This window comes from Pseudomonas sp. HY13-MNA-CIBAN-0226 (assembly GCF_040310305.1).
Lineage (GTDB): Bacteria > Pseudomonadota > Gammaproteobacteria > Pseudomonadales > Pseudomonadaceae > Aquipseudomonas > Aquipseudomonas gregormendelii.
The window spans coordinates 1-22,532 of sequence record NZ_JBEOPS010000037.1 but is presented as its reverse complement, the minus strand read 5'-3'; the positions used below and the strand labels follow the sequence as shown (position 1 = coordinate 22,532).

General features: G+C 59.5%; 22 protein-coding genes. 10 read left to right on the top strand and 12 right to left on the bottom strand.

Annotated elements, in window-relative coordinates; translation table 11 throughout:
• The 3 genes from AAEZ05_RS27320 to AAEZ05_RS27310 form a co-directional block, all read left to right on the top strand.
• The coding region (locus AAEZ05_RS27320) for a hypothetical protein (protein ID WP_350649655.1) at nt 1-203 on the top strand (203 nt) is incomplete at its 5' end.
• Nucleotides 204-556: 353 nt separating this feature from the next.
• On the top strand, nt 557-892 hold the full coding sequence (locus AAEZ05_RS27315; protein ID WP_045061185.1) for a DUF6124 family protein: 336 nt from the start codon (nt 557-559) through the stop codon (nt 890-892).
• A gap of 121 nt (nt 893-1,013) precedes the next feature.
• Nucleotides 1,014-1,412 (top strand): RidA family protein, encoded by a 399-nt coding sequence (locus AAEZ05_RS27310; RefSeq protein ID WP_045061184.1) that lies wholly within the window; start codon nt 1,014-1,016, stop codon nt 1,410-1,412.
• A gap of 199 nt (nt 1,413-1,611) precedes the next feature.
• Here AAEZ05_RS27310 and AAEZ05_RS27305 read toward each other — a convergent pair whose 3' ends face one another.
• The 8 genes from AAEZ05_RS27305 to gcl form a co-directional block, all read right to left on the bottom strand.
• Nucleotides 1,612-2,610 carry a sulfate ABC transporter substrate-binding protein gene (locus AAEZ05_RS27305; protein ID WP_045061183.1) on the bottom strand — a complete coding sequence of 333 codons (999 nt, stop codon included), beginning with the start codon at nt 2,608-2,610 and terminating at the stop codon, nt 1,612-1,614.
• A gap of 186 nt (nt 2,611-2,796) precedes the next feature.
• Nucleotides 2,797-3,621, bottom strand: coding sequence for an ion transporter (locus tag AAEZ05_RS27300; protein ID WP_045061182.1), 825 nt, complete (start codon nt 3,619-3,621; stop codon nt 2,797-2,799).
• Nucleotides 3,622-3,642: 21 nt separating this feature from the next.
• The gene (locus AAEZ05_RS27295) at nt 3,643-4,557 is read right to left on the bottom strand and encodes an urea transporter (protein WP_350649653.1); all 915 of its coding nucleotides are present in this window, start codon (nt 4,555-4,557) and stop codon (nt 3,643-3,645) included.
• Between the two features lie 145 nt (nt 4,558-4,702).
• On the bottom strand, nt 4,703-6,118 hold the full coding sequence (pyk, locus tag AAEZ05_RS27290; RefSeq protein ID WP_122837975.1) for a pyruvate kinase: 1,416 nt from the start codon (nt 6,116-6,118) through the stop codon (nt 4,703-4,705).
• A complete protein-coding gene (locus AAEZ05_RS27285; protein WP_045061179.1) occupies nt 6,108-7,388 on the bottom strand; it encodes a glycerate kinase type-2 family protein in 1,281 nt (426 codons plus the stop codon). The genes pyk and AAEZ05_RS27285 overlap by 11 nt, the downstream gene beginning before the upstream one ends.
• Nucleotides 7,389-7,539: 151 nt before the next feature.
• A complete protein-coding gene (locus AAEZ05_RS27280; RefSeq protein WP_045061178.1) occupies nt 7,540-8,430 on the bottom strand; it encodes a 2-hydroxy-3-oxopropionate reductase in 891 nt (296 codons plus the stop codon).
• Nucleotides 8,431-8,573: 143 nt separating this feature from the next.
• Nucleotides 8,574-9,356: a hydroxypyruvate isomerase gene (hyi, locus tag AAEZ05_RS27275; RefSeq protein ID WP_045061177.1), complete on the bottom strand. Its 783-nt coding sequence runs from the start codon at nt 9,354-9,356 to the stop codon at nt 8,574-8,576.
• Between the two features lie 163 nt (nt 9,357-9,519).
• Nucleotides 9,520-11,295: a glyoxylate carboligase gene (gene gcl / locus AAEZ05_RS27270; protein ID WP_045061176.1), complete on the bottom strand. Its 1,776-nt coding sequence runs from the start codon at nt 11,293-11,295 to the stop codon at nt 9,520-9,522.
• A gap of 267 nt (nt 11,296-11,562) precedes the next feature.
• Here gcl and AAEZ05_RS27265 point away from each other — a divergent pair, with 267 nt between their 5' ends.
• Both AAEZ05_RS27265 and AAEZ05_RS27260 read left to right on the top strand, forming a co-directional pair.
• Entirely contained in the window at nt 11,563-12,003 is a 441-nt protein-coding gene (locus tag AAEZ05_RS27265; protein WP_045057745.1) for a GlcG/HbpS family heme-binding protein, read from the top strand.
• A 196-nt stretch (nt 12,004-12,199) separates the two neighbouring features.
• Complete coding sequence (locus tag AAEZ05_RS27260; RefSeq protein ID WP_350649650.1) at nt 12,200-12,658, top strand: REP-associated tyrosine transposase; 459 nt, start codon at nt 12,200-12,202, stop codon at nt 12,656-12,658.
• Nucleotides 12,659-12,832: 174 nt separating this feature from the next.
• On the opposite strand, the gene AAEZ05_RS27255 is transcribed toward AAEZ05_RS27260, so the two are convergent.
• Nucleotides 12,833-13,438, bottom strand: coding sequence for a TetR/AcrR family transcriptional regulator (locus AAEZ05_RS27255; protein ID WP_045057747.1), 606 nt, complete (start codon nt 13,436-13,438; stop codon nt 12,833-12,835).
• Between the two features lie 134 nt (nt 13,439-13,572).
• On the opposite strand from AAEZ05_RS27255, the gene AAEZ05_RS27250 reads away from it, so the two are divergent.
• Nucleotides 13,573-14,487 carry a DUF808 domain-containing protein gene (locus tag AAEZ05_RS27250; protein ID WP_045057767.1) on the top strand — a complete coding sequence of 305 codons (915 nt, stop codon included), beginning with the start codon at nt 13,573-13,575 and terminating at the stop codon, nt 14,485-14,487.
• A gap of 145 nt (nt 14,488-14,632) precedes the next feature.
• On the opposite strand, the gene AAEZ05_RS27245 is transcribed toward AAEZ05_RS27250, so the two are convergent.
• Nucleotides 14,633-15,421: an MlaA family lipoprotein gene (locus tag AAEZ05_RS27245; RefSeq protein WP_045057748.1), complete on the bottom strand. Its 789-nt coding sequence runs from the start codon at nt 15,419-15,421 to the stop codon at nt 14,633-14,635.
• Nucleotides 15,414-16,712: a lipid asymmetry maintenance lipase MlaY gene (mlaY, locus tag AAEZ05_RS27240; protein ID WP_045057749.1), complete on the bottom strand. Its 1,299-nt coding sequence runs from the start codon at nt 16,710-16,712 to the stop codon at nt 15,414-15,416. The genes AAEZ05_RS27245 and mlaY overlap by 8 nt, the downstream gene beginning before the upstream one ends.
• A 223-nt stretch (nt 16,713-16,935) precedes the next feature.
• On the opposite strand from mlaY, the gene AAEZ05_RS27235 reads away from it, so the two are divergent.
• A complete protein-coding gene (locus tag AAEZ05_RS27235) occupies nt 16,936-17,304 on the top strand; it encodes a hypothetical protein (protein WP_045057750.1) in 369 nt (122 codons plus the stop codon).
• A 57-nt stretch (nt 17,305-17,361) separates the two neighbouring features.
• On the opposite strand, the gene AAEZ05_RS27230 is transcribed toward AAEZ05_RS27235, so the two are convergent.
• Nucleotides 17,362-18,960: a glycoside hydrolase family 17 protein gene (locus AAEZ05_RS27230; RefSeq protein ID WP_350649647.1), complete on the bottom strand. Its 1,599-nt coding sequence runs from the start codon at nt 18,958-18,960 to the stop codon at nt 17,362-17,364.
• Nucleotides 18,961-19,260: 300 nt separating this feature from the next.
• Here AAEZ05_RS27230 and AAEZ05_RS27225 point away from each other — a divergent pair, with 300 nt between their 5' ends.
• The 3 genes from AAEZ05_RS27225 to AAEZ05_RS27215 all read left to right on the top strand — a co-directional run bounded on the left by AAEZ05_RS27225 (nt 19,261) and on the right by AAEZ05_RS27215 (nt 22,330).
• Nucleotides 19,261-20,112: a glycine betaine ABC transporter substrate-binding protein gene (locus AAEZ05_RS27225; protein WP_045057752.1), complete on the top strand. Its 852-nt coding sequence runs from the start codon at nt 19,261-19,263 to the stop codon at nt 20,110-20,112.
• Nucleotides 20,113-20,363: 251 nt separating this feature from the next.
• A complete protein-coding gene (locus AAEZ05_RS27220) occupies nt 20,364-20,675 on the top strand; it encodes a DUF485 domain-containing protein (protein WP_042558286.1) in 312 nt (103 codons plus the stop codon).
• On the top strand, nt 20,672-22,330 hold the full coding sequence (locus AAEZ05_RS27215; protein ID WP_350649645.1) for a cation acetate symporter: 1,659 nt from the start codon (nt 20,672-20,674) through the stop codon (nt 22,328-22,330). Before AAEZ05_RS27220 ends, AAEZ05_RS27215 begins: the two co-directional genes overlap by 4 nt.
• The last annotated feature ends 202 nt before the right edge of the window (nt 22,331-22,532 follow it).

The window sequence follows — 22,532 nt, the reverse complement described above, 5'->3', positions numbered from 1 at the left end:
GGTGGACGCAGCATTTATGTACGGCGCAGATCACTGTGGGAGCCAGCCTGCTGGCGATGGCGTCTGCACATTCGACAACGATGCGGCAGGGAGATTGCCATCGCGGGCAAGCCTTGCTCCCACAGGGTACTGGTGGTGTACGCAACATTTTTGTACGGCTGACATCTCTGTGGGAGCCGGGCTTGCCCGCGATGGCGGTCTGACAAACACCGCATGATGTCGGATGTAGGAAGCAGGCTACGTCGCCTTGCGCCTTTGCCTACAACTACGTCAGAATCCGCCGGCTTGTGCGGTTTGGACGCGTCCGGTAGCTTGATTTCCGTCACTGCTCATCAGTGATCGGGTTTCGCAGCCCGGGTCAATCAAGGCGCTCAGCGCTACCGTTACGTTCAGTTGGCGTTTTTTACGTCCGCTGCATTTCGTTATGGCGGCTGTGCGCGGGAGATCTTCGGGTCTGCCGGGTTCCTTGATTCCCGGTCTGCGAACCTGCGTACAGCTGCCACCTCCCTCGTTTCGCAGCGAACAGTGGCGGCTCCATTAATCAAGGAGCTTCACCATGTTCAAACCCACGCCCAACCCCCCGCAGCCAGACGAAGAGCACACTGAATCTGACGATTCAGCCCAACAAAACTATCTCAACTTCAGCGCCCTTAAACACGCTGAAACCCCCTACAAACCCGAAAGCATGTTCATGATCGCCCCTGACATCGCCACCGAAACCTTGCTGGCCCACGCCTGCGAATCCCTTGCATCGGCGAATGTGATGGCCAACGACCTGGCAGGCTTTATCACTGGCCCGTATCGCAACGCCCTGTTGGGAATAGCGCAGATCATCATGCTGGCCGAGTTGGCGGTAAACCGTGCGCTGGATAACATCGAACCTCAGGAGTAGCGACGAATCGACGGTCGCTGGTTATTGAGTTTCCCGGTGTTGCAGCGGCCATACTCCGGGTAGAACTCGCCATTGGGTTGGTTTAGTTTTCCCGATTCGTTTCAACGAACAGGGAGTTTCCATGCTGAAAACAACTATCAATCCATCGACCGTTTTTGATTCTCTTCAATACGGATTCAGCCAGGCCGTGGAAGTCACTGGTGGGCGGCGGGTGCTGCTGTCTGGTCAGGTGGGGGTCGATGAGTTCGAGCGCACGGTTGCGCCCGGGCTGTACGAGCAGACGGTCAAAGCTTTCCAGAATATCGAGAGCATTTTGAATGAGGCCGGTGGGAATCTGGCGCATGTGGTCATGATGCGGATTTACGTCGCGGAGTCTGCAAGGGATGAGCAGGACCACATAACCCGCGTCCTGCTGGAACGGTTTGCGGATAAGCCGCCTGCGTCTTCATGGGTCATTGTCAGTGGGCTTTCTTTGCCGGAGTGGTTGATCGAGATTGAGGTGGAGGCGGTTTTGCCTTGATGGTCGCAGAGCCCTGAGAAGACCGTGTCATCGTTCATCGCGGGCAAGCCTTGCTCCCACATACTTAGCACAGCAGACCTTGGCCCCACAGGCCTTGCTCCAACAGACCTTCCCCCTGCAGTTTGGGGGGAGCTCCAGTTAAAGTGCACACCCACAAAAAAGGCGACCTCAGGTCGCCTTTTTCATTACCGCTCAGTGATCACTGGCCGCCGTAGATCTGGTCAAAAACCCCACCATCATTGAAGTGAGTTTTTTGCACGGTGCGCCAGTCACCGAAGGTTTTCTCTACCGAAAGAAAATCCACTTTCGGAAAGCGATCGGTGTACTTGGCCAGTACTGCCGGGTCACGCGGGCGCAGGTAGTTCGCCGCCGCGATTTCCTGGCCTTCCGGGGACCACAGGTACTTCAGGTATTCCTCGGCGGCTGCGCGGGTGCCTTTTTTCTCGACGACTTTGTCGACCACAGACACTGGCGGCTCGGCTTCGGCGGAGACGCTGGGGTAAATGACTTCAAACTGGTCGCGACCGAATTCGCGGGCAACCATTTCCGCTTCGTTTTCGAAGGTCACCAGCACGTCGCCGATCTGGTTGGTCATGAAGGTGGTGGTGGCCGCGCGGCCGCCAGTATCGAGCACCGGAGCCTGCTTGAACAGTTTGCCGACGAAGTCCTTGGCTTTGTTCTCGTCACCGCCGTTTTTCAGCACGTAACCCCAGGCCGAGAGGTAGGTGTAGCGACCGTTACCCGAGGTTTTCGGGTTCGGCACTATGACTTGCACGCCTTCCTTGAGCAGGTCGGGCCAGTCTTTCAAGGCTTTCGGGTTGCCCTTGCGGACGATGAACACGGTGGCCGAGGTGAATGGCGCGCTGTTGTTCGGCAGGCGGGTGACCCAGTTGTCCGGGACCAGTTTGCCGTTGTCCGCCAGGGCATTGATGTCGGTGGCCATGTTCATGGTGATCACGTCAGCGGGCAGGCCATCGATCACCGAACGCGCCTGTTTGCTGGAGCCGCCGAAAGACATCTGTACGGTGATGTTTTCGTTGTGCTCGGCTTGCCAGTGCTTCTGGAAGGCAGTGTTGTAGTCCTTGTAGAAATCGCGCATCACGTCGTAGGAAACGTTGAGCAGGGTCGGTGCGGCCTGAGCCATGCCGGTCAGTGCCAGGCCAGCGGCGAGAAGTGAGGCGCCAAAGAGTTTTTTCACTGCGCATTCCTTGTTTGGTAGGAGCTGCCGAAGGCTGCGATCTTTTGATCCTGATTTGAGGAAGATGATCGCAGCCTTCGGCAGCTCCTACGGGGTCATTTTTTCAGGTCCAGTAGGTGTCGGCATCTTACCGCAGCGACTATAACGGCAGCGGCATAGTCCTTTAAAGATTAAAAAGCTCTGTGCTTATTCCAGTTTCTTGAACAGCGCATTGCCGCAGCGCGAGCAGAATGCGGCGCCGTGTTCGTGACTGTTCTTGCGGCACACCGGGCAGTCGTGTTGCAGCTGCTCACCGCGCATGGCGTTGGCCAGTTCTGCGGTAAAAATCCCGGTGGGCACGGCGATGATCGAGTAACCGGTGATCATCACCAGCGACGAAATTACCTGGCCCAGCGGGGTCTTTGGCACGATGTCGCCAAAGCCCACGGTGGTCAGCGTAACGATCGCCCAATAGATGCCTTTGGGGATGCTGGTGAAGCCATGTTCCGGGCCTTCGATCACGTACATCAACGTGCCAAACACCGTCACCAGGGTGCATACGCTGACCAGGAACACCACGATCTTCTGCTTGCTGCCACGCAGCGCCGACATCAGGTAGTTGGCTTGCTTGAGATAGGGGCTGAGCTTGAGCACGCGGAATATCCGCAACATGCGGATGATGCGGATGATCAGCAGGTACTGCGCGTCGGCGTAATACAGCGCCAGGATGCCGGGCACGATCGCCAGCAAATCCACCAGCCCGTAAAAGCTGAATGCGTAGCGCAACGGCTTGGGGGAGCAGTACAACCGCAAGCCGTACTCGATGGCGAAAATAATCGTGAAGCCCCACTCGATATACGCCAGCACGTTGGCGTAGTTCTGGTGGATCGAGTCGATGCTGTCGAGCATCACAATCACAATGCTGGCGAGGATGATCAACAGCAAAATGCCGTCGAAGCGCCGCCCCGCCTTGGTGTCGCTCTGGAAAACCATGACGTAAAGCTCTTCACGCCAGTTTCTGCTGCTGTCCATGGATACCGCCTGAACCAATGATCAGCGAAGCCTAGGTTGATTCTCCTCCAGAGCGCAAGGCGTATGGGCGACAGCGGCCTTTCCGAGCATTTGCACAACCGTGCGGATCAGCCAGCAGGCGAGGATGAAAGGGGCGGTCAGCGTCGGCAGGCCGATGGCGGCAAACACCGGTGTCAGTATCAGTGCGAATGCAATTCCGAGCAGCGGCAGCCAAGGCTTCTGGTGCAGTGAGTTGCAGGCAAGGGCGGCGAGTACGGCGTTGTAGCCACCCAGGCCGATCAATGCGCTGTAGAAGTCGTGATGCAGCATGCTCCAGCCCATGCCCGCGACAGACGCCAGCATCGCCCAGCAGAAGGCACGACGGTCGGCGATCAGCAAGCCGGAGGCAATCATCGCGCCGGCCAGCGGATGACCGAGGAACATCACCTGGCCCAGGCCTTTGAGTGGAGCGGCGAGGATGTTCTGCGGGCTGATTTCGATCAACTGCGCATTGCTCGAGGGCGTGGCGAAGCACAACAGCAACCAGCCCAGTACCACGAATGGCGCCGTATAGGCTGGCAGGTACTGGCTGAAGCGCACACGTTTGAGCCACTGTTGGGTGAACATCGCACTCAGCCCGCCCGCAGCAATGATCAGCGGTGGCAGCAACGCGGACCAAGGGAAATACAGGCTCAGCAGCAAACCGAGCAGCACGCCGTTGTAGCTGAATAGTCCAGCCTGACGGTCGGCCTTGGCGTAGCCGCGACGTTGCGCGGTAAGCAAGCCGGCGACTCCGCCCAGCAGTGCGCCGCCGAGCAGGGCGGGCGCGGTGAACAGAATGGCCAACAGGCACAGCAAGCCAAACAGCGGGTGCCGCTGGAGGAAAATCTGGCTGAAGCCGTTGAGCAGGGCAGTAGCCCAATCGGGGCAGTGGGTGTTGAAGTGGTTGGCAGGCATTTTTATTGTGTGTCAGGTGAAATGGGGCGCCTGCATTGCCAGCAGGCTGGCTCCCACACTGAATCTCCGTTCAGCCTTGATGATGTGAACGACACAAAACCAATGTGGGAGCCAGCCTGCTGGCGATGAGGCCGATATAGGCGTTCTAGATCAACGTCTCGATACGCAACGAGTTAGTCGACCCCGGCTGCCCAAACGGCACACCCGCAGTGATCAGCAAGGTGTCGCCGCGCTGGGCCATGCCCTGGGCCTGTGCGATCTCCAGTGCCGTCGAGCACACTTCGTCCACCTGGCGCAGCCGGTCATTGACCACCGAGTGCACACCCCAGGCCACGGTCAAGCGGCGGGCGGCCTGCAGGTTTGGTGTCAGGTTAAGGATGGGCACCGTCGGCCGCTCACGAGCAGCGCGCAGGCTGGAGGCCCCCGACTCGCTGTAGTTGACCAGCACCGCGACCGGCAGCACGTTGCTGATGCGGCGAATCGCGCAGCTGATGGCATCGGACACCGTGGCCTCGGCTTTTGGCCGGCTCACATCCAGTTGCGCCTGGTAGTCCGGACCGTTTTCCACCTGGCGGATGATTTTGCTCATCATCTGCACGGCTTCCAGCGGGTATTCGCCCGAGGCGGTTTCCGCCGAGAGCATCACCGCGTCAGCCCCTTCAGCCACGGCGTTGGCGACATCGGTCACCTCGGCGCGGGTGGGCGCAGGGGAGAAGCGCATTGATTCGAGCATCTGCGTGGCCACCACCACCGGTTTGCCGAGCTGGCGGCAGGTGCTGATGATGTTCTTCTGGATCTGCGGCACGCTTTCGGCAGGCACTTCCACGCCGAGGTCGCCGCGAGCCACCATGATCGCATCGCTCAACTCGGCGATTTCGCGCAACTGGGTAACCGCCGAGGGCTTCTCGATCTTGGCCATCAGGAACGCTTTGTCGCCAATCAGCGAGCGTGCTTCGCGGATGTCTTCCGGGCGCTGTACAAACGACAGCGCTACCCAGTCCACGCCCAGCTCCAGGCCGAAACTCAGGTCGCGGCGGTCCTTGGCTGTCAGGGGGCTCAACTCTAGCACCGCTTGCGGTACGTTCACGCCTTTGCGGTCCGACAGCTCGCCGCCATTGAGCACCGTGGTGTCGATGGCGTCGGCGTATTTGGTTACCACCCGCAGGCGCAGCTTGCCGTCATCGAGCAGCAGGTCCATGCCCGGCTCCAGCGCGGCGATGATTTCCGGGTGGGGCAGGTTGACTCGTCGCTCATCACCCGGTGTTGCATCCAGGTCCAGGCGCAGGGCCTGGCCGCGCACCAGCTGCACCTTGCCTTCGGCGAACTTGCCGACCCGCAGCTTGGGGCCTTGCAGGTCCATCAGGATGCCCAGCGGATAGTTGAGCTGGCGCTCGACTTCGCGGATCCACTGGTAGCGCTGAGCATGATCGGCGTGATCGCCATGGCTGAAGTTCAGGCGAAAAATATTGACCCCGGCCTCGACCAGCTCGCGAATGTCGTCAATACCGTCGGTGGCGGGGCCGAGGGTGGCGAGGATTTTAACCTTCTTGTCAGGCGTCATTTTTAGGGCTCTCGAGGATCAGGATGGCGCGGAAATCGTTGACGTTGGTGCGGGTCGGCTCGGTGACAATCAGGGCGTCCAGCGCCTGGAAATAACCGTAGCCGTTATTGTTGTCGAGTTCATCGCTGGCGCTCAGGCCCAGGGCGGTGGCACGGGCGTAGCTGTCGGGCGTCATGATCGCGCCGGCATTGTCTTCGGAACCATCGATGCCATCGGTGTCCCCAGCCAAGGCGTACACCCCAGGCAGGCCCTTGAGGCTGTCGGTCAGGCTGAGGAGAAACTCGGCGTTGCGCCCACCCCGGCCATTGCCACGCACGGTCACGGTGGTTTCGCCGCCGGAAAGGATCACGCAGGGGGCGGGCAGGGGCTGACCATGCAGCACCACTTGCCGCGCAATGCCGGCGTGAACCTTGGCCACTTCCCGGGATTCGCCTTCCAGGTCACCGAGGATGAGCGGGCTGAAACCGGCTTGCCGGGCTTTCACTGCGGCCGCTTCCAGCGACTGTTGAGGCCGGGCGATCAGCTGGAAATGACTGCGGGCCAAGCTCGGGTCGTCAGGTTTTACAGTTTCCGATTCGGGATTTTGCAGCCACTCGCGTACGGACGCCGGAACTTCGATGGCGTAGCGCTTGAGGATCGCCAGGGCTTCGGCGCTGGTGCTTGGGTCGGCCACGGTCGGGCCGGACGCGATGACCGTGGCGAGGTCGCCCGGTACGTCGGAAATGGCGTAGGTGTAAACGGTGGCAGGCCAGCAGGCCTTGCCGAGACGACCACCCTTGATCGCCGAGAGGTGCTTACGCACACAGTTCATCTCGCCGATGGTGGCGCCGGACTTGAGCAGGGCTTTGTTGATGGACTGCTTGTCAGCCAGGGTAATGCCGGCAGCGGGCAGGGCGAGCAGCGCTGAGCCTCCGCCCGAGAGCAGAAAGATCACGCGGTCGTCTTCGCTCAGGTTGCTGACCAGCTCCAGTACGCGCTTGGCCACGGCCAGGCCGGCGGCATCGGGCACCGGATGCGCGGCTTCGACCACTTCGATTTTTTCGCAGGGTGCGCCATGGCCGTAACGGGTGACCACCAGGCCGGAGACTTCGCCCTGCCAGCAGCGTTCGACCACTTGAGCCATGGCAGCAGCGGCTTTGCCGGCGCCGATTACGATCACCCGGCCCGTGCGATCACGTGGCAGGTAAGCTTCGAGAACGTGTTGTGGATGGGCCGCGTCGATGGCGGTGGCGAACAGGTCGCGAAGAAATTGTTGCGGATCGACCGACATGGCAGGCTCCCGGAATTCTTGTTATTGGAGGTGGAGCAACTCTGCTCCTTGTGGGAGCCAGCCTGCTGGCGATTCAGGCGCTGAGGTCTAACAGACACACCGCGTTGATTTCATCGCTAGCAGGCTAGCTCCCACAGGGTTTGTGCAGGGTTTATTTATCGCGAATCGAGAAATTCGCCATGTGCTCCAGGCCCTTGATCAGTGCCGAGTGGTCCCAGTTGCTGCCACCGATCGCCGCGCAGGTGCTGAACACTTGCTGGGTGTTGGCGGTGTTCGGCAGGTTGATGCCCAACTCGCGGGCACCGGCCAGGGCCAGGTTCAGGTCCTTCTGGTGCAGGCTGATACGGAAACCCGGATCGAAGGTGCCTTTGATCATACGCTCGCCGTGCACTTCGAGGATCTTGGAGGAAGCAAAACCACCCATCAGCGCTTCACGCACCTTGGCCGGGTCGGCGCCGTTTTTCGAAGCAAACAGCAGCGCTTCGGCCACGGCCTGGATGTTCAGCGCCACGATGATCTGGTTGGCCACTTTCGCGGTCTGCCCATCGCCATTGCCGCCCACCAGGGTGATGTTCTTGCCCATGGCCTGGAACAGCGGCAGTACGCGTTCGAAGGCATCGGTATCGCCGCCGACCATGATGCTCAGGGTCGCGGCTTTTGCGCCGACTTCACCACCGGACACCGGTGCGTCGAGGTACTGGGCGCCTGTTTCGTTGATCTTGGCGGCGAAGGCCTTGGTCGCGGTCGGCGAGATGGAGCTCATGTCGATGACGATCTTGCCTTTGCCAATACCGGCGGCGACGCCGTCGGCGCGGAACAGCACGTCGTCGACCTGTGGGGTATCGGGCACCATGATGATGATGACTTCAGCTTCCTGGGCGACTTCTTTCGGGTTCGCCAGGGCGATCGCGCCGGCGGCAACCAGGTCAGCAGGCGCGGCGTCGTGGTGTGCCGACAGGAACAGGCTGTGACCGGCTTTTTGCAGGTTCGCCGCCATTGGGTGGCCCATGATGCCGGTGCCGATAAATCCGATTTTAGCCATGAGAAATTCCTCTTGTTTTATGCGGTTCCCTGTAGGAGCTGCCGAAGGCTGCGATCTTTTGATTTTGATCTTGATCTTGATCTTCAAAATCAAGATCAAAAGATCGCAGCCTTCGGCAGCTCCTACAGAGATGTCATGTTCGTTTAGATCGCGTTGTGGGTCTTGAGCCAGCCCAGACCGGCTTCAGTGGTGGTCAACGGCTTGTATTCGCAACCCACCCACCCCTGGTAACCGATGCGGTCCAGGTGCTCGAACAGGAAGCGGTAGTTGATCTCACCGGTACCGGGTTCGTTACGCCCCGGGTTGTCGGCCAACTGCACATGGTTGATCTCGCCCAGGTGCGATTGCAGGGTGCGGGCCAGGTCGCCTTCCATGATTTGCATGTGGTAGATGTCGTATTGCAGGAACAGGTTGGCGCTGCCCACTTGTTCGCGAATCGACAGGGCCTGGGCCGTGTTGTTCAGGTAGAAACCCGGAATGTCGCGGGTGTTGATCGCTTCCATGACCAGCTTGATCCCCGCCGCCTGCAGCTTGTCGGCTGCGTACTTGAGGTTGGCGACAAAGGTTTTTTCCACGGTGGCGTCATCCACGCCTTGTGGACGAATGCCCGCCAGGCAGTTGACCTGGGTATTGCCCAGCACTTGCGCGTAGGCAATCGCCAGGTCGACACCGGCGCGGAATTCTTCAACCCGATCCGGCAGGCACGCGATGCCGCGCTCGCCCTTGGCCCAGTCACCGGCCGGCAGGTTGAACAGCACCTGGGTCAGGCCGTTGGCGTCGAGGGTGGCCTTGATCTCGGCCGAGCTGAAATCGTAAGGAAACAGGTACTCGACACCACTGAAACCGGCCTTGGCGGCCGCTTCGAAACGGGCAAGAAAATCCTGTTCGGTGAACAGCATGGACAGGTTGGCTGCGAAACGCGGCATGGTGATCTCCTGTTATAAATTGAGAATGATGGCTCTGTGTAGGAGCTGCCGCAGGCTGCGATCTTTTGATTTTGATCTTCAGCATCAAAGATCAAAAGATCGTCCGAACGCGGCCCGAACCTGCGGAAGCTCCTACACGTGGCGAACCATCAACAATAGTGGATCAGTCGAGCAACGAAATCGCAGTCGGTGCGTCGTTGCCGACCAGCGCCAGGTCTTCGAACTCGTTGACGGCGTTGATCTCGGTACCCATGGAAATGTTGGTCACACGCTCCAGGATAATCTCCACGATCACCGGCACCTTGAACTCTTCGATCAGTTCCTGGGCCTTGCGCAGGGCAGGCTGGATCTGAGCCGGTTCGAACACACGCAGTGCCTTGCAACCCAGGCCTTCGGCGACCGCGACGTGATCGACACCGTAACCGTTGAGTTCCGGAGCGTTGAGGTTATCGAAGGACAGCTGCACGCAGTAGTCCATGTCGAAACCGCGCTGCGCCTGACGGATCAGGCCCAGGTACGAGTTGTTTACCACAACGTGGATGTACGGCAGTTTGAACTGCGCGCCCACGGCCAGTTCTTCGATCATGAACTGGAAATCATAGTCGCCCGACAGCGCCACGACCTTGCGGCTCGGATCTGCCTTGACCACGCCCAGTGCCGCCGGAATGGTCCAGCCCAACGGACCGGCCTGGCCACAGTTGATCCAGTGACGCGGCTTGTACACATGCAGGAACTGCGCGCCGGCAATCTGCGACAGACCGATGGTGCTGACGTAGCAGGTGTCCTTGCCGAACACCTGGTTCATTTCTTCATACACGCGCTGCGGCTTGACCGGCACGTTGTCGAAGTGGGTCTTGCGGTGCAGGCTGGCCTTGCGCTGCTGGCAGTCCTGCAGCCAGGCGCTACGGTTTTTCAGCTTGCCGGCTGCTTGCCATTCGCGAGCGACTTCGATGAACACGGTCAGCGCGGCGGCAGCATCGGAAACGATGCCCAGGTCCGGGGTGAACACGCGGCCGATCTGGGTCGGCTCGATGTCGACGTGAATGAACTTGCGGCCTTCGGTGTAGACGTCGATGGAGCCGGTGTGACGGTTGGCCCAACGGTTACCCACGCCCAGCACCAGGTCGGACTTGAGCATCGTGGCGTTGCCGTAGCGGTGCGAGGTCTGCAGACCGACCATGCCCACCATCAATGGGTGATCGTCCGGAATCGTGCCCCAGCCCATCAGGGTCGGGATAACGGGAATTCCGGTCAGCTCGGCGAACTCCACCAGCAACTCGGAGGCGTCGGCGTTGATAATGCCACCGCCGGCGACCAGCAATGGGCGCTCAGCCTGGTCGAGCATGGCCAGGGCCTTCTCGATCTGCACGCGGTTAGCGGTCGGCTTGGCCAGTGGCAGTGGTTCGTAGGCGTCGATGTCGAACTCGATTTCGGCCATCTGCACGTCGAACGGCAGGTCAATCAGCACCGGGCCCGGGCGACCGGAGCGCATTTCGTAGAAGGCTTTCTGGAAAGCGTAGGGCACCTGGCCCGGTTCCATCACAGTGGTCGCCCACTTGGTGACCGGCTTGACGATGGCAGTGATGTCCACCGCCTGGAAATCTTCCTTGTGCATACGGGCGCGGGGGGCCTGGCCGGTGATGCAGAGGATTGGAATCGAGTCGGCCGAGGCGCTGTAGAGCCCGGTGACCATGTCCGTACCAGCGGGTCCCGAAGTGCCGATGCACACGCCGATGTTGCCAGCCTTGGTGCGGGTGTAGCCCTCGGCCATGTGCGAGGCACCTTCAACGTGGCGAGCGAGGACGTGATCGATGCCACCGACCTTTTGCAAGGCGGAGTACAGCGGGTTGATCGCGGCGCCCGGGATGCCAAAAGCGGTATCAACCCCCTCACGGCGCATCACCAGAACGGCGGCTTCGATTGCTCTCATTTTGCTCATTGTTTTGTGCCTCTTACGTTTTGTAATTGTATACAAGTGGCTTTGCGCAGAGTTTATTCACGGCGGACGGCGCAGGTCAATCCATTTTCTCAAGCGACTGTTTCATTCGTCGGAAGCCCTTTGTGCTGTGGCTTTTCGTCGCATGTGGCGCTTTTCGATAATTATTGTATACAAAAAAATAGCTCATTGTGTTCTATTTGTTGCATCGGGCTGCGGCACTAGCGCGCAGGCCACTGGCTTTCCCTATAACAAAATGAGGACGGCACCATGAGCGCTTTAACCTTGAAAGTTGCAGTCAACCTGGTCAATCAGGCCATTTCGGCAGGGCGTGCAATCTCTGCGGCTCCACTGACCATTGCAGTACTGGATGCCGGCGGGCACTTGATCACCTTGCAACGCGAGGACGGCGCCAGCCTGCTGCGCCCGCAAGTGGCCATCGGCAAGGCCTGGGGCGCAATCGCCCTGGGTAAGGGGTCGCGCCTGCTGGCACTGGACGCACAACAACGCCCGGCATTCATCGCGGCCTTGAACAGTTTGGGGCAGGGCAGCGTGGTGCCGGCACCGGGTGGTGTGTTGATCCGGGATCAGGACGGGAATGTACTGGGAGCGGTGGGGATCAGCGGCGATCTTTCGGATGTCGATGAGCAGTGCGCAATCAGTGCGATCGAGGCGTCGGGGTTGCGGGCGGATGCGGGAGTAGTGGCTTGATCTATGGGTGATTGATACCGCTATCGCCAGCAGGCTGGCTCCCACAGGGGTTTATCTGGAGTGTCAGAGATCAACTGTGGGAGCCAGCCTGCTGGCGATGACGGACATTCAGACACATCCAGCTAACTGTCTGCCCCGCCCTTGGGGAATATCAGGACTAGCCTAGTTCCTGAATCAATCATGCAAAGGGCAAGGAATGCCTGATTTACCCGCTTCAAAGCGCCTGCGAATCGGCCGCTATGCTGAATCCAGCCGCATTTACCTGCTGACTATCAATACTCGCGACCGAGAGCCCATATTCAAGGACTTCTCCTTGGGTAGAGGGGTGGTCAATCAATTTCGCTGCGCTCAGGATCAAGGCTTCGCCAACTCACTGGCATGGGTTGTCATGCCCGATCACTTTCATTGGTTGATTGAGTTGCGGCAGGGGTCGTTGGGTGGACTGGTGCAAACGACTAAATCCTTGAGCACCAAGGCAGTGAAGCAGTCTACCGGTCGAACCACCAGTCTCTGGCAGAGAGGGTTTCACGACCGGGCGCTGCGGCGGGAAGAGGATTTAGTGAAAATGGCTCGATATGTTGTAGCCAACCCGCTGCGGGCTGGACTGGTAGAGAAGCTTGGCGACTATCCGTTGTGGGATGCTATCTGGGTTTGACCCGAATCGGAGTCGTCCCCATCGCCAGCAGGCTGGCTCCCACAGGGTGTTGTCTGATTGTCAAAGTTCAACTGTGGGAGCCAGCCTGCTGGCGATGACATGAGTCCGGGCTCCCACAGGGTGTTATCTGATTGTCAGAGTTCAACTGTGGGAGCCAGCCTGCTGGCGATGACATCAGTCCGGCTCACACCCCTTCAACACCAACCGGATAATCGTCTGCGCCGCTGCTTCATAATCCTCTTCATCCAGCTTCGCCTTGCCGGTAATTGCAGTGATCTGCCAGTCAAAGTCTGCATACGTCTGGGTCGCTGCCCAGATGCTGAACATCAGGTGATTAGGGTCGATCGTTGCGATCTGGCCGCGGTCGATCCAGGTCTGGATGCAGTCGATGTTGTGCTTGGCCTGGCTGTTCAGTTGTTCGACCAGGTCGGCGCTAAGGTGTGGGGCGCCGTGCATGATTTCGCTGGCGAACACCTTGGAGGCGAACGGCAGGTCGCGGGAGATGCGGATTTTCGAGCGGATGTAACCGCTCAGCACTTCACTGGGTACACCGTCGGCGTTGAACGGCGTCGAGGCCTGCAGGATGGGCTCGATGATGCTTTCCAGAACCTCGCGGTAGAGGTTTTCCTTGGATTTGAAATAGTAGTAGACGTTAGGCTTGGGCAAACCCGCCTTGGCTGCGATGTCACTGGTTTTGGTCGCAGCGAAGCCCTTGTCGGCAAATTCTTCACTGGCGGCACGCAGGATCAGTTCTTTGTTGCGCTCGCGGATAGTGCTCATAAACCAGGTGGTTCCTTGCCTGTACTGGCGGTGGCGCATGGTAGCACCGGCTTTGCGCACCGCTCAAGAATGCCCCGCGACGGCTCTGGCAGGCTATGCTGCGCAGCATTCACTCTTTGCAGGAAATTTCATTCATGGCAGGAAGCAGTTTGCTGTTGCTGATCGACGACATCGCCGCAGTGCTCGACGATGTAGCGCTGATGACCAAGATGGCCGCGAAAAAGACGGCAGGCGTGCTGGGTGATGACCTGGCACTCAATGCGCAGCAGGTGTCCGGAGTACGTGCCGAGCGCGAAATACCGGTGGTATGGGCCGTTGCCAAGGGCTCGTTCCTGAATAAGCTGATCCTGGTGCCGTCGGCGCTGGCGATCAGCGCATTCGTCCCGTGGCTGGTCACGCCATTGTTGATGGTCGGTGGGGCTTACCTGTGCTTTGAAGGGTTTGAGAAGCTGGCGCATAAATTCCTCCACAGCAAGGCTGAGGACGAGGCTGAACACGCCCAGCTGGTCGAAGCGGTAGCCGACCCGGCGACCGACCTGGTGGCTTTCGAGAAGGACAAGATCAAGGGTGCCATTCGTACTGATTTCATCCTGTCGGCGGAAATCATCGCCATCACCCTGGGAACCGTGGCGGGCGCTTCGCTGACCCAGCAGGTCATCGTGTTGTCGGGGATCGCCATCGTGATGACCGTGGGCGTCTACGGCCTGGTCGCGGGCATCGTCAAACTCGATGATCTGGGCTTGTGGCTGACCCAGAAGCCAGGCCAGATGGCCAAGAGTATCGGCAATGGAATCCTGCGGGCCGCGCCCTACATGATGAAAAGCCTTTCGGTGATTGGTACCGCGGCGATGTTCCTGGTCGGCGGCGGGATTCTGACCCATGGCGTGCCGGTGGTTCATCGCTGGATCGAGGAGGTCAGCGCGGGTGCTGGCGGGGCCGGCTTTATCGTGCCGATGTTGCTTAATGCCGTGGCAGGGATTGTGGCGGGTGCGGTGGTGTTGGCGGGGGTGATGCTGGTGAGCAAAATCTGGAAAGCGCTGAAGAGCTGAAGCTGCACGCATTTCAAAGATAATACTGTCCAATGTGGGAGCGGGCTTGCCCGCGATGGCGGCGCGACATTCAACGTAGAGGGTGAATGTTGTGGCCCCATCGCGGGCAAGCCCGCTCCCACAATTGGTTTTGATGTTGCCGCTGTTACTCGGCGATCTGCAACTTGCGCGATTCGGTATACACGTAGCGCACCTTCTCGTACTCGAACGGCGAGTTCAGCTGGCCGTAACGGAAGCTGGTCTGATAGCGCCGATCAACTGCGCGCAGCATCCAGACTTCCGGGTGGTTGGAGCTGACTTCCGAAACGTTGAGGAAGTTGATCGCCGACTCGGCGGTAAAGTCCACGGCCAGGCCGCCGGTGTCGCGGATGTTGGACGGGCCGAGGATTGGCAGCACGAAGTAGGCGCCGCCCGGTACGCCGTAGAAGCCCAGGGTCTGGCCGAAGTCTTCGCTCTGGCGCGGCAGGCCCATGGCGGTGGCCGGGTCCCAGAGGCCGGCGATGCCGATCGTGGTGTTCAGCAGCAGGCGCGCGGTGGTTTCCATCGAGCGCTTGCCCTTGAACTGCAGCAGGCTGTTCATCAGGTTCGGCACATCGCCGAGGTTGTTGAAAAAGTTGCTCACGCCGGTGCGCAGGAAGCTCGGCGTGATGTAGCGGTAACCATCGACCACAGGCAGGAACACCCATTGGTCGAAGCGGTAGTTGAAGTGGTAGACCCGGCGGTTCCACTCTTCCAGTGGGTCATAGACGTTAAGCGCGTTGAGCGTCGAGCGCTCGAACTCGCGCTGATCCAGTCCCGGGTTGAACTTGAGTTTGCTCAGCGGTTCCTTGAAGCCATCGCTATCGACGACGATAGGCGCATTGGCTTTGCTGTTGTCGGCATGGGCGACGCCTGCACAGAGTAACGCTGCGATAAGCAGGAGAGATTTAGCCACGGAAGAACTCCAGCATGGCGTCGCTGTTGACGCGGTAATTGAGGTTGCCGCAATGGCCGCCCAATGGATAAACGGTCAGGCGGTCACCGAACGTCTTGCGCAGGAAACCCAGGTCACCGGGGCCCAGGATCACATCGTCGGCGTTGTGCATAACGGAAATTTTCGGGCTGTCGCGCAGGTAATCCTCGAGCGCGTAGAGGCTCACCTGGTCGATCAGCTGCAGCAGGCTGCCCCCGTCCGTGCGGGCACGCCACATCGGAATCACCTGTTCGGTGATGTAGCAGTCGAAATCACACTGCAGCGCGCGCTTGAGGAACGGTGTAAGGCTGGTGCCTTCGGTGATCGGGTATTTCGGTGGAGTAATCAGGCCGCGACGGTTGATCAAGTCCGAGGTGAACGAAATATCGGCTGCCGAGAAGCGGAACGAGGTGCCGATCAACATCGCCATCTGTTCGTTGCTCAAGTGCTGCTTGGACTGCTGGAAGTCGTAGAGCAGCGCATCGTTGAGGTCGACGTAACCTTTCTGCTGGAAGTAGCGGGTCAGTTTGTTCAGCACCAGTTCATAAAAGGTGGTGCTGTTGTTGATGCCTTTAACCTCGGTCTGGACGAGTTTGTCCAGGTTGGTGATGGAGGTGTAAAGGTTGACCGGTGGGTTGAGCAGCAGCACTTTCTTGAAGTTGAAACTGCGGCGGGTCTCGTCCAGGTGCGCGACAAAGGCCGCATCCAGGGCGCCCAGGCTGTAGCCGGTGAGGTAGTACTCGGTCACCGGTACTTTCGGATTCTGCGCCCGCACCGCCTGCATGACCCGGTACATGTCTTCGGCATCTTCCTTGGTGATGCCCGGGGTGGCGAAGCGCGAGGCGGCGCTGATGAAGTCGAAGCTGGTCGGCGAGGACAACTGCACGACGTGGTAGCCGGCCTTGTAGTAAAGCTTTTTCAAATATTCGTTGAGGCTGCTGTCATAGCGCGCGCCGGTACCGGCGATCAGGAAGATCAGCGGCGCGGCCTTGTCCTGGGTGGCGATGCGATAGGTAAGCTTCTTGACCGCCCAGAAGTTGTCCGGCAGTTGGAATGCGCGCTCCGGCCGCAGGGTGACGCTGCGGTCTTCCTGATTGATGTCGTCGTCCAGCGGCAACTCCGGACGCAGGTCCGGTGGAGTCGTGGCAATGGTGGCCTCAAACGGGTTGGTCAAGGGGTAGCCATAACTGGCGGCGTCGATGTCGACCGCCAGTGCGGACGCACTCAAAATAAGGCCGCCAAACAGGGCGGCGAAGCGCAAGGAACGGAGCATGACTAGATCCCTTAGAGGAAGGTGCCGGATGAAGTTCGCAGGCTATGACCACGGCTTTGCCGCCAAAGTGCCACGCATCGGCACGAAACAGGCGTAATTTCGGGTAATAGTAGCTGGACGATACACTTTGCAGCCATTTGATGACTACTTATCTGTCGCGCGCGTTTGATTAAATTGTGAGGAAGATTAAGCTGGCGGCCGTTTTCGCCTATTGGAGTGCCCCATGTCCCGCCGTCTACCCGTGATTCTGCTGCTTGTTTTGCTGCCGTTGTGGCTGGCCGCCAGTTACGGCGCGCGTTATGGCTTCATGGAAGACGCGCAGTGGGTGGGCATCTGCGTGGATGAGGCCAGTCGCTGGGAATGCCAGGCGCGTTCGAGCCTGGGCTTGATGATTCACTTCAAGGTATTAGGCTGGTCGGCGATCGCCGCAGCGGTGCTGGGCTTTGTTGTCCCTGGCCGGGCAGGGTGGTGGTTGGCGGTGTTGGCCCTGGTGCTGGGGTTTCCGGCATTGGCGTTGTACAACACCACGTTGGCGGTGTTTGCAGTGGTGATTGCGGCTTTGCGGCTGGTGCGGGCGGCTCGTAGCGCCTGATAGCGGCCATCGCGGGCAAGGCTTGCCCGCGATGAGGCTCGAAGGTTCGCTGAAGGATCAGCCCTGCTGACGAACCCGCAAGCACCGCCACAACGCCGCCACCATCAGCCCACTCACCAGCGCCCAGCCCCAGGCCTGCTGGTTCTGCAACCCTTCTACAAACAGTTGCGGCGCAATGCCTGCGCCGATAATGAAAGTCAGCACGGCGATTTCCCGGCGTGGAACGCTCACCGGGCGGCACAGGTAGATCAGCGCCGGCAGGATGAATGCCATGCTTGGGAAGCTGCGATAACGCGCATCGAACACCAGTTCCAGCATCATCACCGCACCGGCAAAGCCTGCGCCGGCGACCAGCCAGCCGGCCCTGCGCTCCAGCACATTGAATGCTCGTCCACGCCAGCCCGTGCGAGCGCTCAAGGTCAGTGCGGCATGGGCCAGCACCAACAGATTTAATGCCGTCAGTAACGCAACCCACAGCCATTCGCTGGCAAATCGGGTGGTGACGCGCGCCAGGTCGCCCCAGGCGCCGATGGAACACGCTGCCAAGGCGCCCATTAAAGGCAGCACCAGCGCCGCGCGAGTGCTGCGCACGCGACCGCCAAGCACCAGGGTGCCAAGGAAAATCAAACCGCCGACCACCAGCCATTGCGCCCAGTACGGCACGTTCGACACGGGACCGGCCAGCACGCCCTTATCCTGGCGATCAGCATCGAACAGTCCCCAGTAACCGCCCACCGCACCTTCACTGGCGCGTTTCCATGGCTGGTCGAAGGCTTCGATCAGGTTGTAGTGCCAACCCTGTTGTTCTGCCATGGCAACAAAACCGCGGATGAACTTGGCTTCATTGACCCGGCTGGGCAGGGCCGTCTCGCGCTGGCGTCCTTCGCTCGGCCAGCCGGTTTCGCCAATCATGACGTCCTTCGGGGCGAATTTGTTGCCGAACACCTGGCGCACTTCAGCCACATGCTGCAGTGCGGCATCAATGTTGGAGGGATCGTCTTCCCAGTACGGCAGCAAATGAATGGTCAGGAAATCCACCGCCGGGGCGATTTCCGGGTGCTTGAGCCAGAATTCCCAGACGTCGGCATAGGTCACGGGTTGTTTTACGTTGCTCTTGACCTTGTTGATCAGCACGGCCAGTTGCGGGCCGGTGATTTCCTTGCGCAACAGCACTTCGTTGCCGACGATCACCGACGTCACCACGTCGGCATTGGCATTGGCCGAAGCGATCAGCAGGTCGACTTCCTTGGCCGTGTCCAGCGGGTTGCTGTTGACCCAGGCGCCGATCATCAACTTCAAGCCATGCTTGCGCGCCAGATCGGGCAGGGCTTCGAGGCCGGTCATTGAGTAGGTGCGGATGCATTCAAAGCGCGTGGCGAGCAGCGCAAGATCGGCGTCCATGCGCTCGGGGCGTAATTTGAACGGCACGTCGAACGGCGACTGGTCCTTGTCGAACGGCGTGTAGGAAGCGCACTGCAACTTGTGCGTAGCGCTGGCGACGTCCGGCAGGATCACCGGTTTACCAAGGCCGTACCAGAAACCACACAAGGCAAAAAGCCCAAGCAGGCAGGCGAACAGATAGGCAAAAAAAGGAAAGCGCGAGATCGCGGACATGGTCAGGCCGTCTGGGAGCAAAGCGGGGCATGTTACCTGCATTTACCGTGCGCTTGGTGCCTCGCATGGTTTTGACATGCAATGTTCGGGCGGATTGGCCGGGTGCGGGGGAGTGGCGATCATTAATGGCGTTCTGATGTCGTTTCTCGATGGCTTGAGGTCGCTGGCAGAGCAGGTCGCCCGCGGCGTCAGGTTGATTATCGAGGCGTCAGTGCTCTCATGGAAAAACCGAGCTGATGATCGAACGAGCTTGCGGTGTGCGTGATGGGGGCGCGGCGCACCAGAACAATACGTTGACGCGACTCGGCATCCGTCGAGCGCAGCACTTTCGGGGAAGTAACGATGAAGATGCGACGACTTTTAGGCGCGGGTGCCGCTCTGGTGCTTGCGATTGGCTCCACAATGGCCAATGCCGAGAGCAAGACCCTGAGCATCGGTTATGTCGACGGTTGGTCCGACAGCGTCGCGACCACTCATGTGGCGGCCGAAGTGATCAAGCAGAAACTCGGTTATGACGTGAAGCTGCAAGCGGTGGCGACCGGGATCATGTGGCAGGGCGTGGCCACCGGCAAGCTCGACGCCATGCTCTCCGCCTGGCTGCCGGTGACCCACGGCGACTACTGGGCCAAGAACAAGGACCAGGTAGTCGACTACGGTCCGAACTTCAAGGATGCCAAGATTGGCTTGATCGTGCCGGAGTACGTCAAAGCCAAGTCGATTGAAGACCTCAAAACCGACGACAGCTTCAAGGGCCGCATCGTTGGCATCGACGCCGGTTCGGGCGTGATGCTCAAGACCGATCAGGCGATCAAGGATTACGGCTTGAGCAATTACACCCTCAAGGCAAGCTCCGGCGCCGGCATGATTGCCGAGCTGACCCGTGCCGAGAAAAAGAACGAATCCATCGCCGTTACCGGCTGGGTGCCACACTGGATGTTCGCCAAGTGGAAACTGCGCTTCCTCGACGACCCGAAAGGCGTCTATGGCGCGGCTGAAACCGTGAACAGCATCGGCAGCAAAGAGCTGGCGACCAAGGCACCGGAAGTGGCCAAGTTCCTGAAGAACTTCCAGTGGGCGTCGAAAGACGAAATCGGCGAAGTGATGCTGGCCATCCAGGATGGCGCCAAGCCGGATGCCGCGGCCAAGGCTTGGGTTGCGAAACACCCTGAGCGTGTAGCTGACTGGATCAAGTAATCTGAGGTCAGGCATCTATACCCTGTAGGAGCTGCCGCAGGCTGCGATCTTCTGATTTTGATTTTTCAAGATCAAAAGATCGCAGCCTGCGGCAGCTCCTACAGTCGTGTTTAAGGCAGGGAAATTGTTTGCTGCTGGAAAATGGCGAGTCTGTCATGTCGTTCTAATACTAAGGTCGTCTGGAACCTGGCCCGCAGCCGCATAGAGTGGATAACGTTCCAACAATAATCTGTGCTGCGAGGATAAAAACAATGAACGACAGCATTTACCTCTCGATTCAAAACAGCCCGCGTTTCAAGGAGCTGGTTAGCAAGCGAGAAAAGTTCGCCTGGATTCTTTCGGCGATCATGCTTGGGCTTTACTCCGGATTCATTCTTCTGATCGCTTACGGGCCGCATTTGCTGGGCGCGAAAATCAGTCCTGAGTCATCCATTACCTGGGGCATTCCGATCGGTGTTGGGCTGATCCTCTCCGCCTTCATCCTGACCGGCATCTACGTAAAACGCGCCAACGGCGAATTTGACGACCTGAACAATGCGATTCTCAAGGAGGCTCAGCAATGATCCGGCGTCTATTGGCTCTAATGAGCGTTGCAGCATTTGCACCGGGTGCCTGGGCGGCGGATGCCTTGACCGGCGCAGTGACCAAGCAGCCACTGAATGTCCCGGCGATCCTGATGTTCGTGGCGTTTGTCGGCGCTACTTTGTGTATCACCTACTGGGCCTCGAAGAAAAACAACTCGGCGGCCGACTACTATGCGGCCGGCGGCAAGATCACCGGTTTCCAGAACGGTCTGGCGATTGCCGGTGACTATATGTCCGCGGCGTCCTTCCTGGGTATTTCCGCCCTGGTGTTCACCTCTGGCTACGACGGCCTGATCTATTCGATCGGCTTCCTGGTGGGCTGGCCGATCATTCTGTTCCTGATCGCCGAGCGCCTGCGTAACCTGGGTAAATACACCTTTGCCGACGTGGCGTCCTACCGCCTTGGGCAAACCCAGATCCGCTCGCTGTCCGCCTGCGGCTCGCTGGTGGTGGTGGCGTTCTACCTGATCGCGCAAATGGTGGGTGCCGGCAAGCTGATCCAGCTGCTGTTCGGCCTCGACTACCACGTTGCGGTTATCCTGGTCGGTATCCTGATGTGCATGTACGTGCTGTTCGGCGGCATGCTGGCGACTACCTGGGTGCAGATCATCAAGGCAGTACTGTTGCTGTCCGGCGCCTCGTTCATGGCGTTGATGGTAATGAAGCACGTCAACTTCGACTTCAACGCGCTGTTCTCCGAGGCGATCAAGGTTCACCCTAAAGGTGAAGCAATCATGAGCCCTGGCGGTCTGGTGAAAGATCCGGTCTCCGCGTTCTCCCTGGGCCTGGCGCTGATGTTCGGTACCGCTGGCCTGCCGCACATCCTGATGCGCTTCTTCACCGTGAGTGACGCGAAAGAAGCCCGCAAGAGCGTGCTGTACGCAACCGGCTTCATTGGCTACTTCTATATCCTGACCTTCATCATCGGCTTCGGCGCGATCCTGCTGGTCAGCACCAACCCGGCGTTCAAAGATGCTGCTGGCGCGCTGTTGGGCGGCAACAACATGGCGGCGGTGCACCTGGCTAACGCAGTGGGCGGCAGTATCTTCCTGGGCTTTATCTCGGCGGTAGCGTTCGCGACCATCCTGGCAGTGGTTGCCGGTCTGACCCTGGCCGGTGCTTCGGCGGTGTCTCACGACCTGTACGCCAGCGTGATCAAGAAAGGCAAGGCGAACGAGAAGGACGAGATCCGCGTGTCGAAAATCACCACTATCGCCCTGGCGGTGCTGGCGATTGGCCTGGGTATCCTGTTCGAAAGCCAGAACATCGCGTTCATGGTGGGCCTGGCATTCTCCATCGCGGCGAGCTGTAACTTCCCGGTACTGCTGCTTTCCATGTACTGGAAGAAGCTGACTACCCGTGGGGCAATGATCGGTGGTTGGCTGGGTCTGGTGAGCGCTGTTGGCTTGATGGTCCTGGGCCCGACCATCTGGGTGCAGATCCTGCATCACGAGAAGGCGATCTTCCCGTATGAGTACCCGGCACTGTTCTCGATGATCATCGCGTTCGTGGGCATCTGGTTCTTCTCGATCACCGACAAGTCGGCGGCTGCAGACAGGGAGCGGGCGCTGTTCTTCCCGCAGTTTGTCCGTTCGCAGACAGGTTTGGGGGCGAGTGGGGCGGTTTCGCACTAAGCGCATCGTAGGCTGTTAACAAATGCCCCGGTCGAGAGACCGGGGCATTTTTGTTCCTGTCCAAAATGTGTGTTGTCAGGTTCGGCCTCATCGCCAGCAGGCTGGCTCCCACATTGGAATGTGTACTTCCTGTGGGAGCCAGCCTGCTGGCGACAGCGGTGGTTCAGTCATTGCCTAAAACCAAGGCTGGCTCCCACATTGG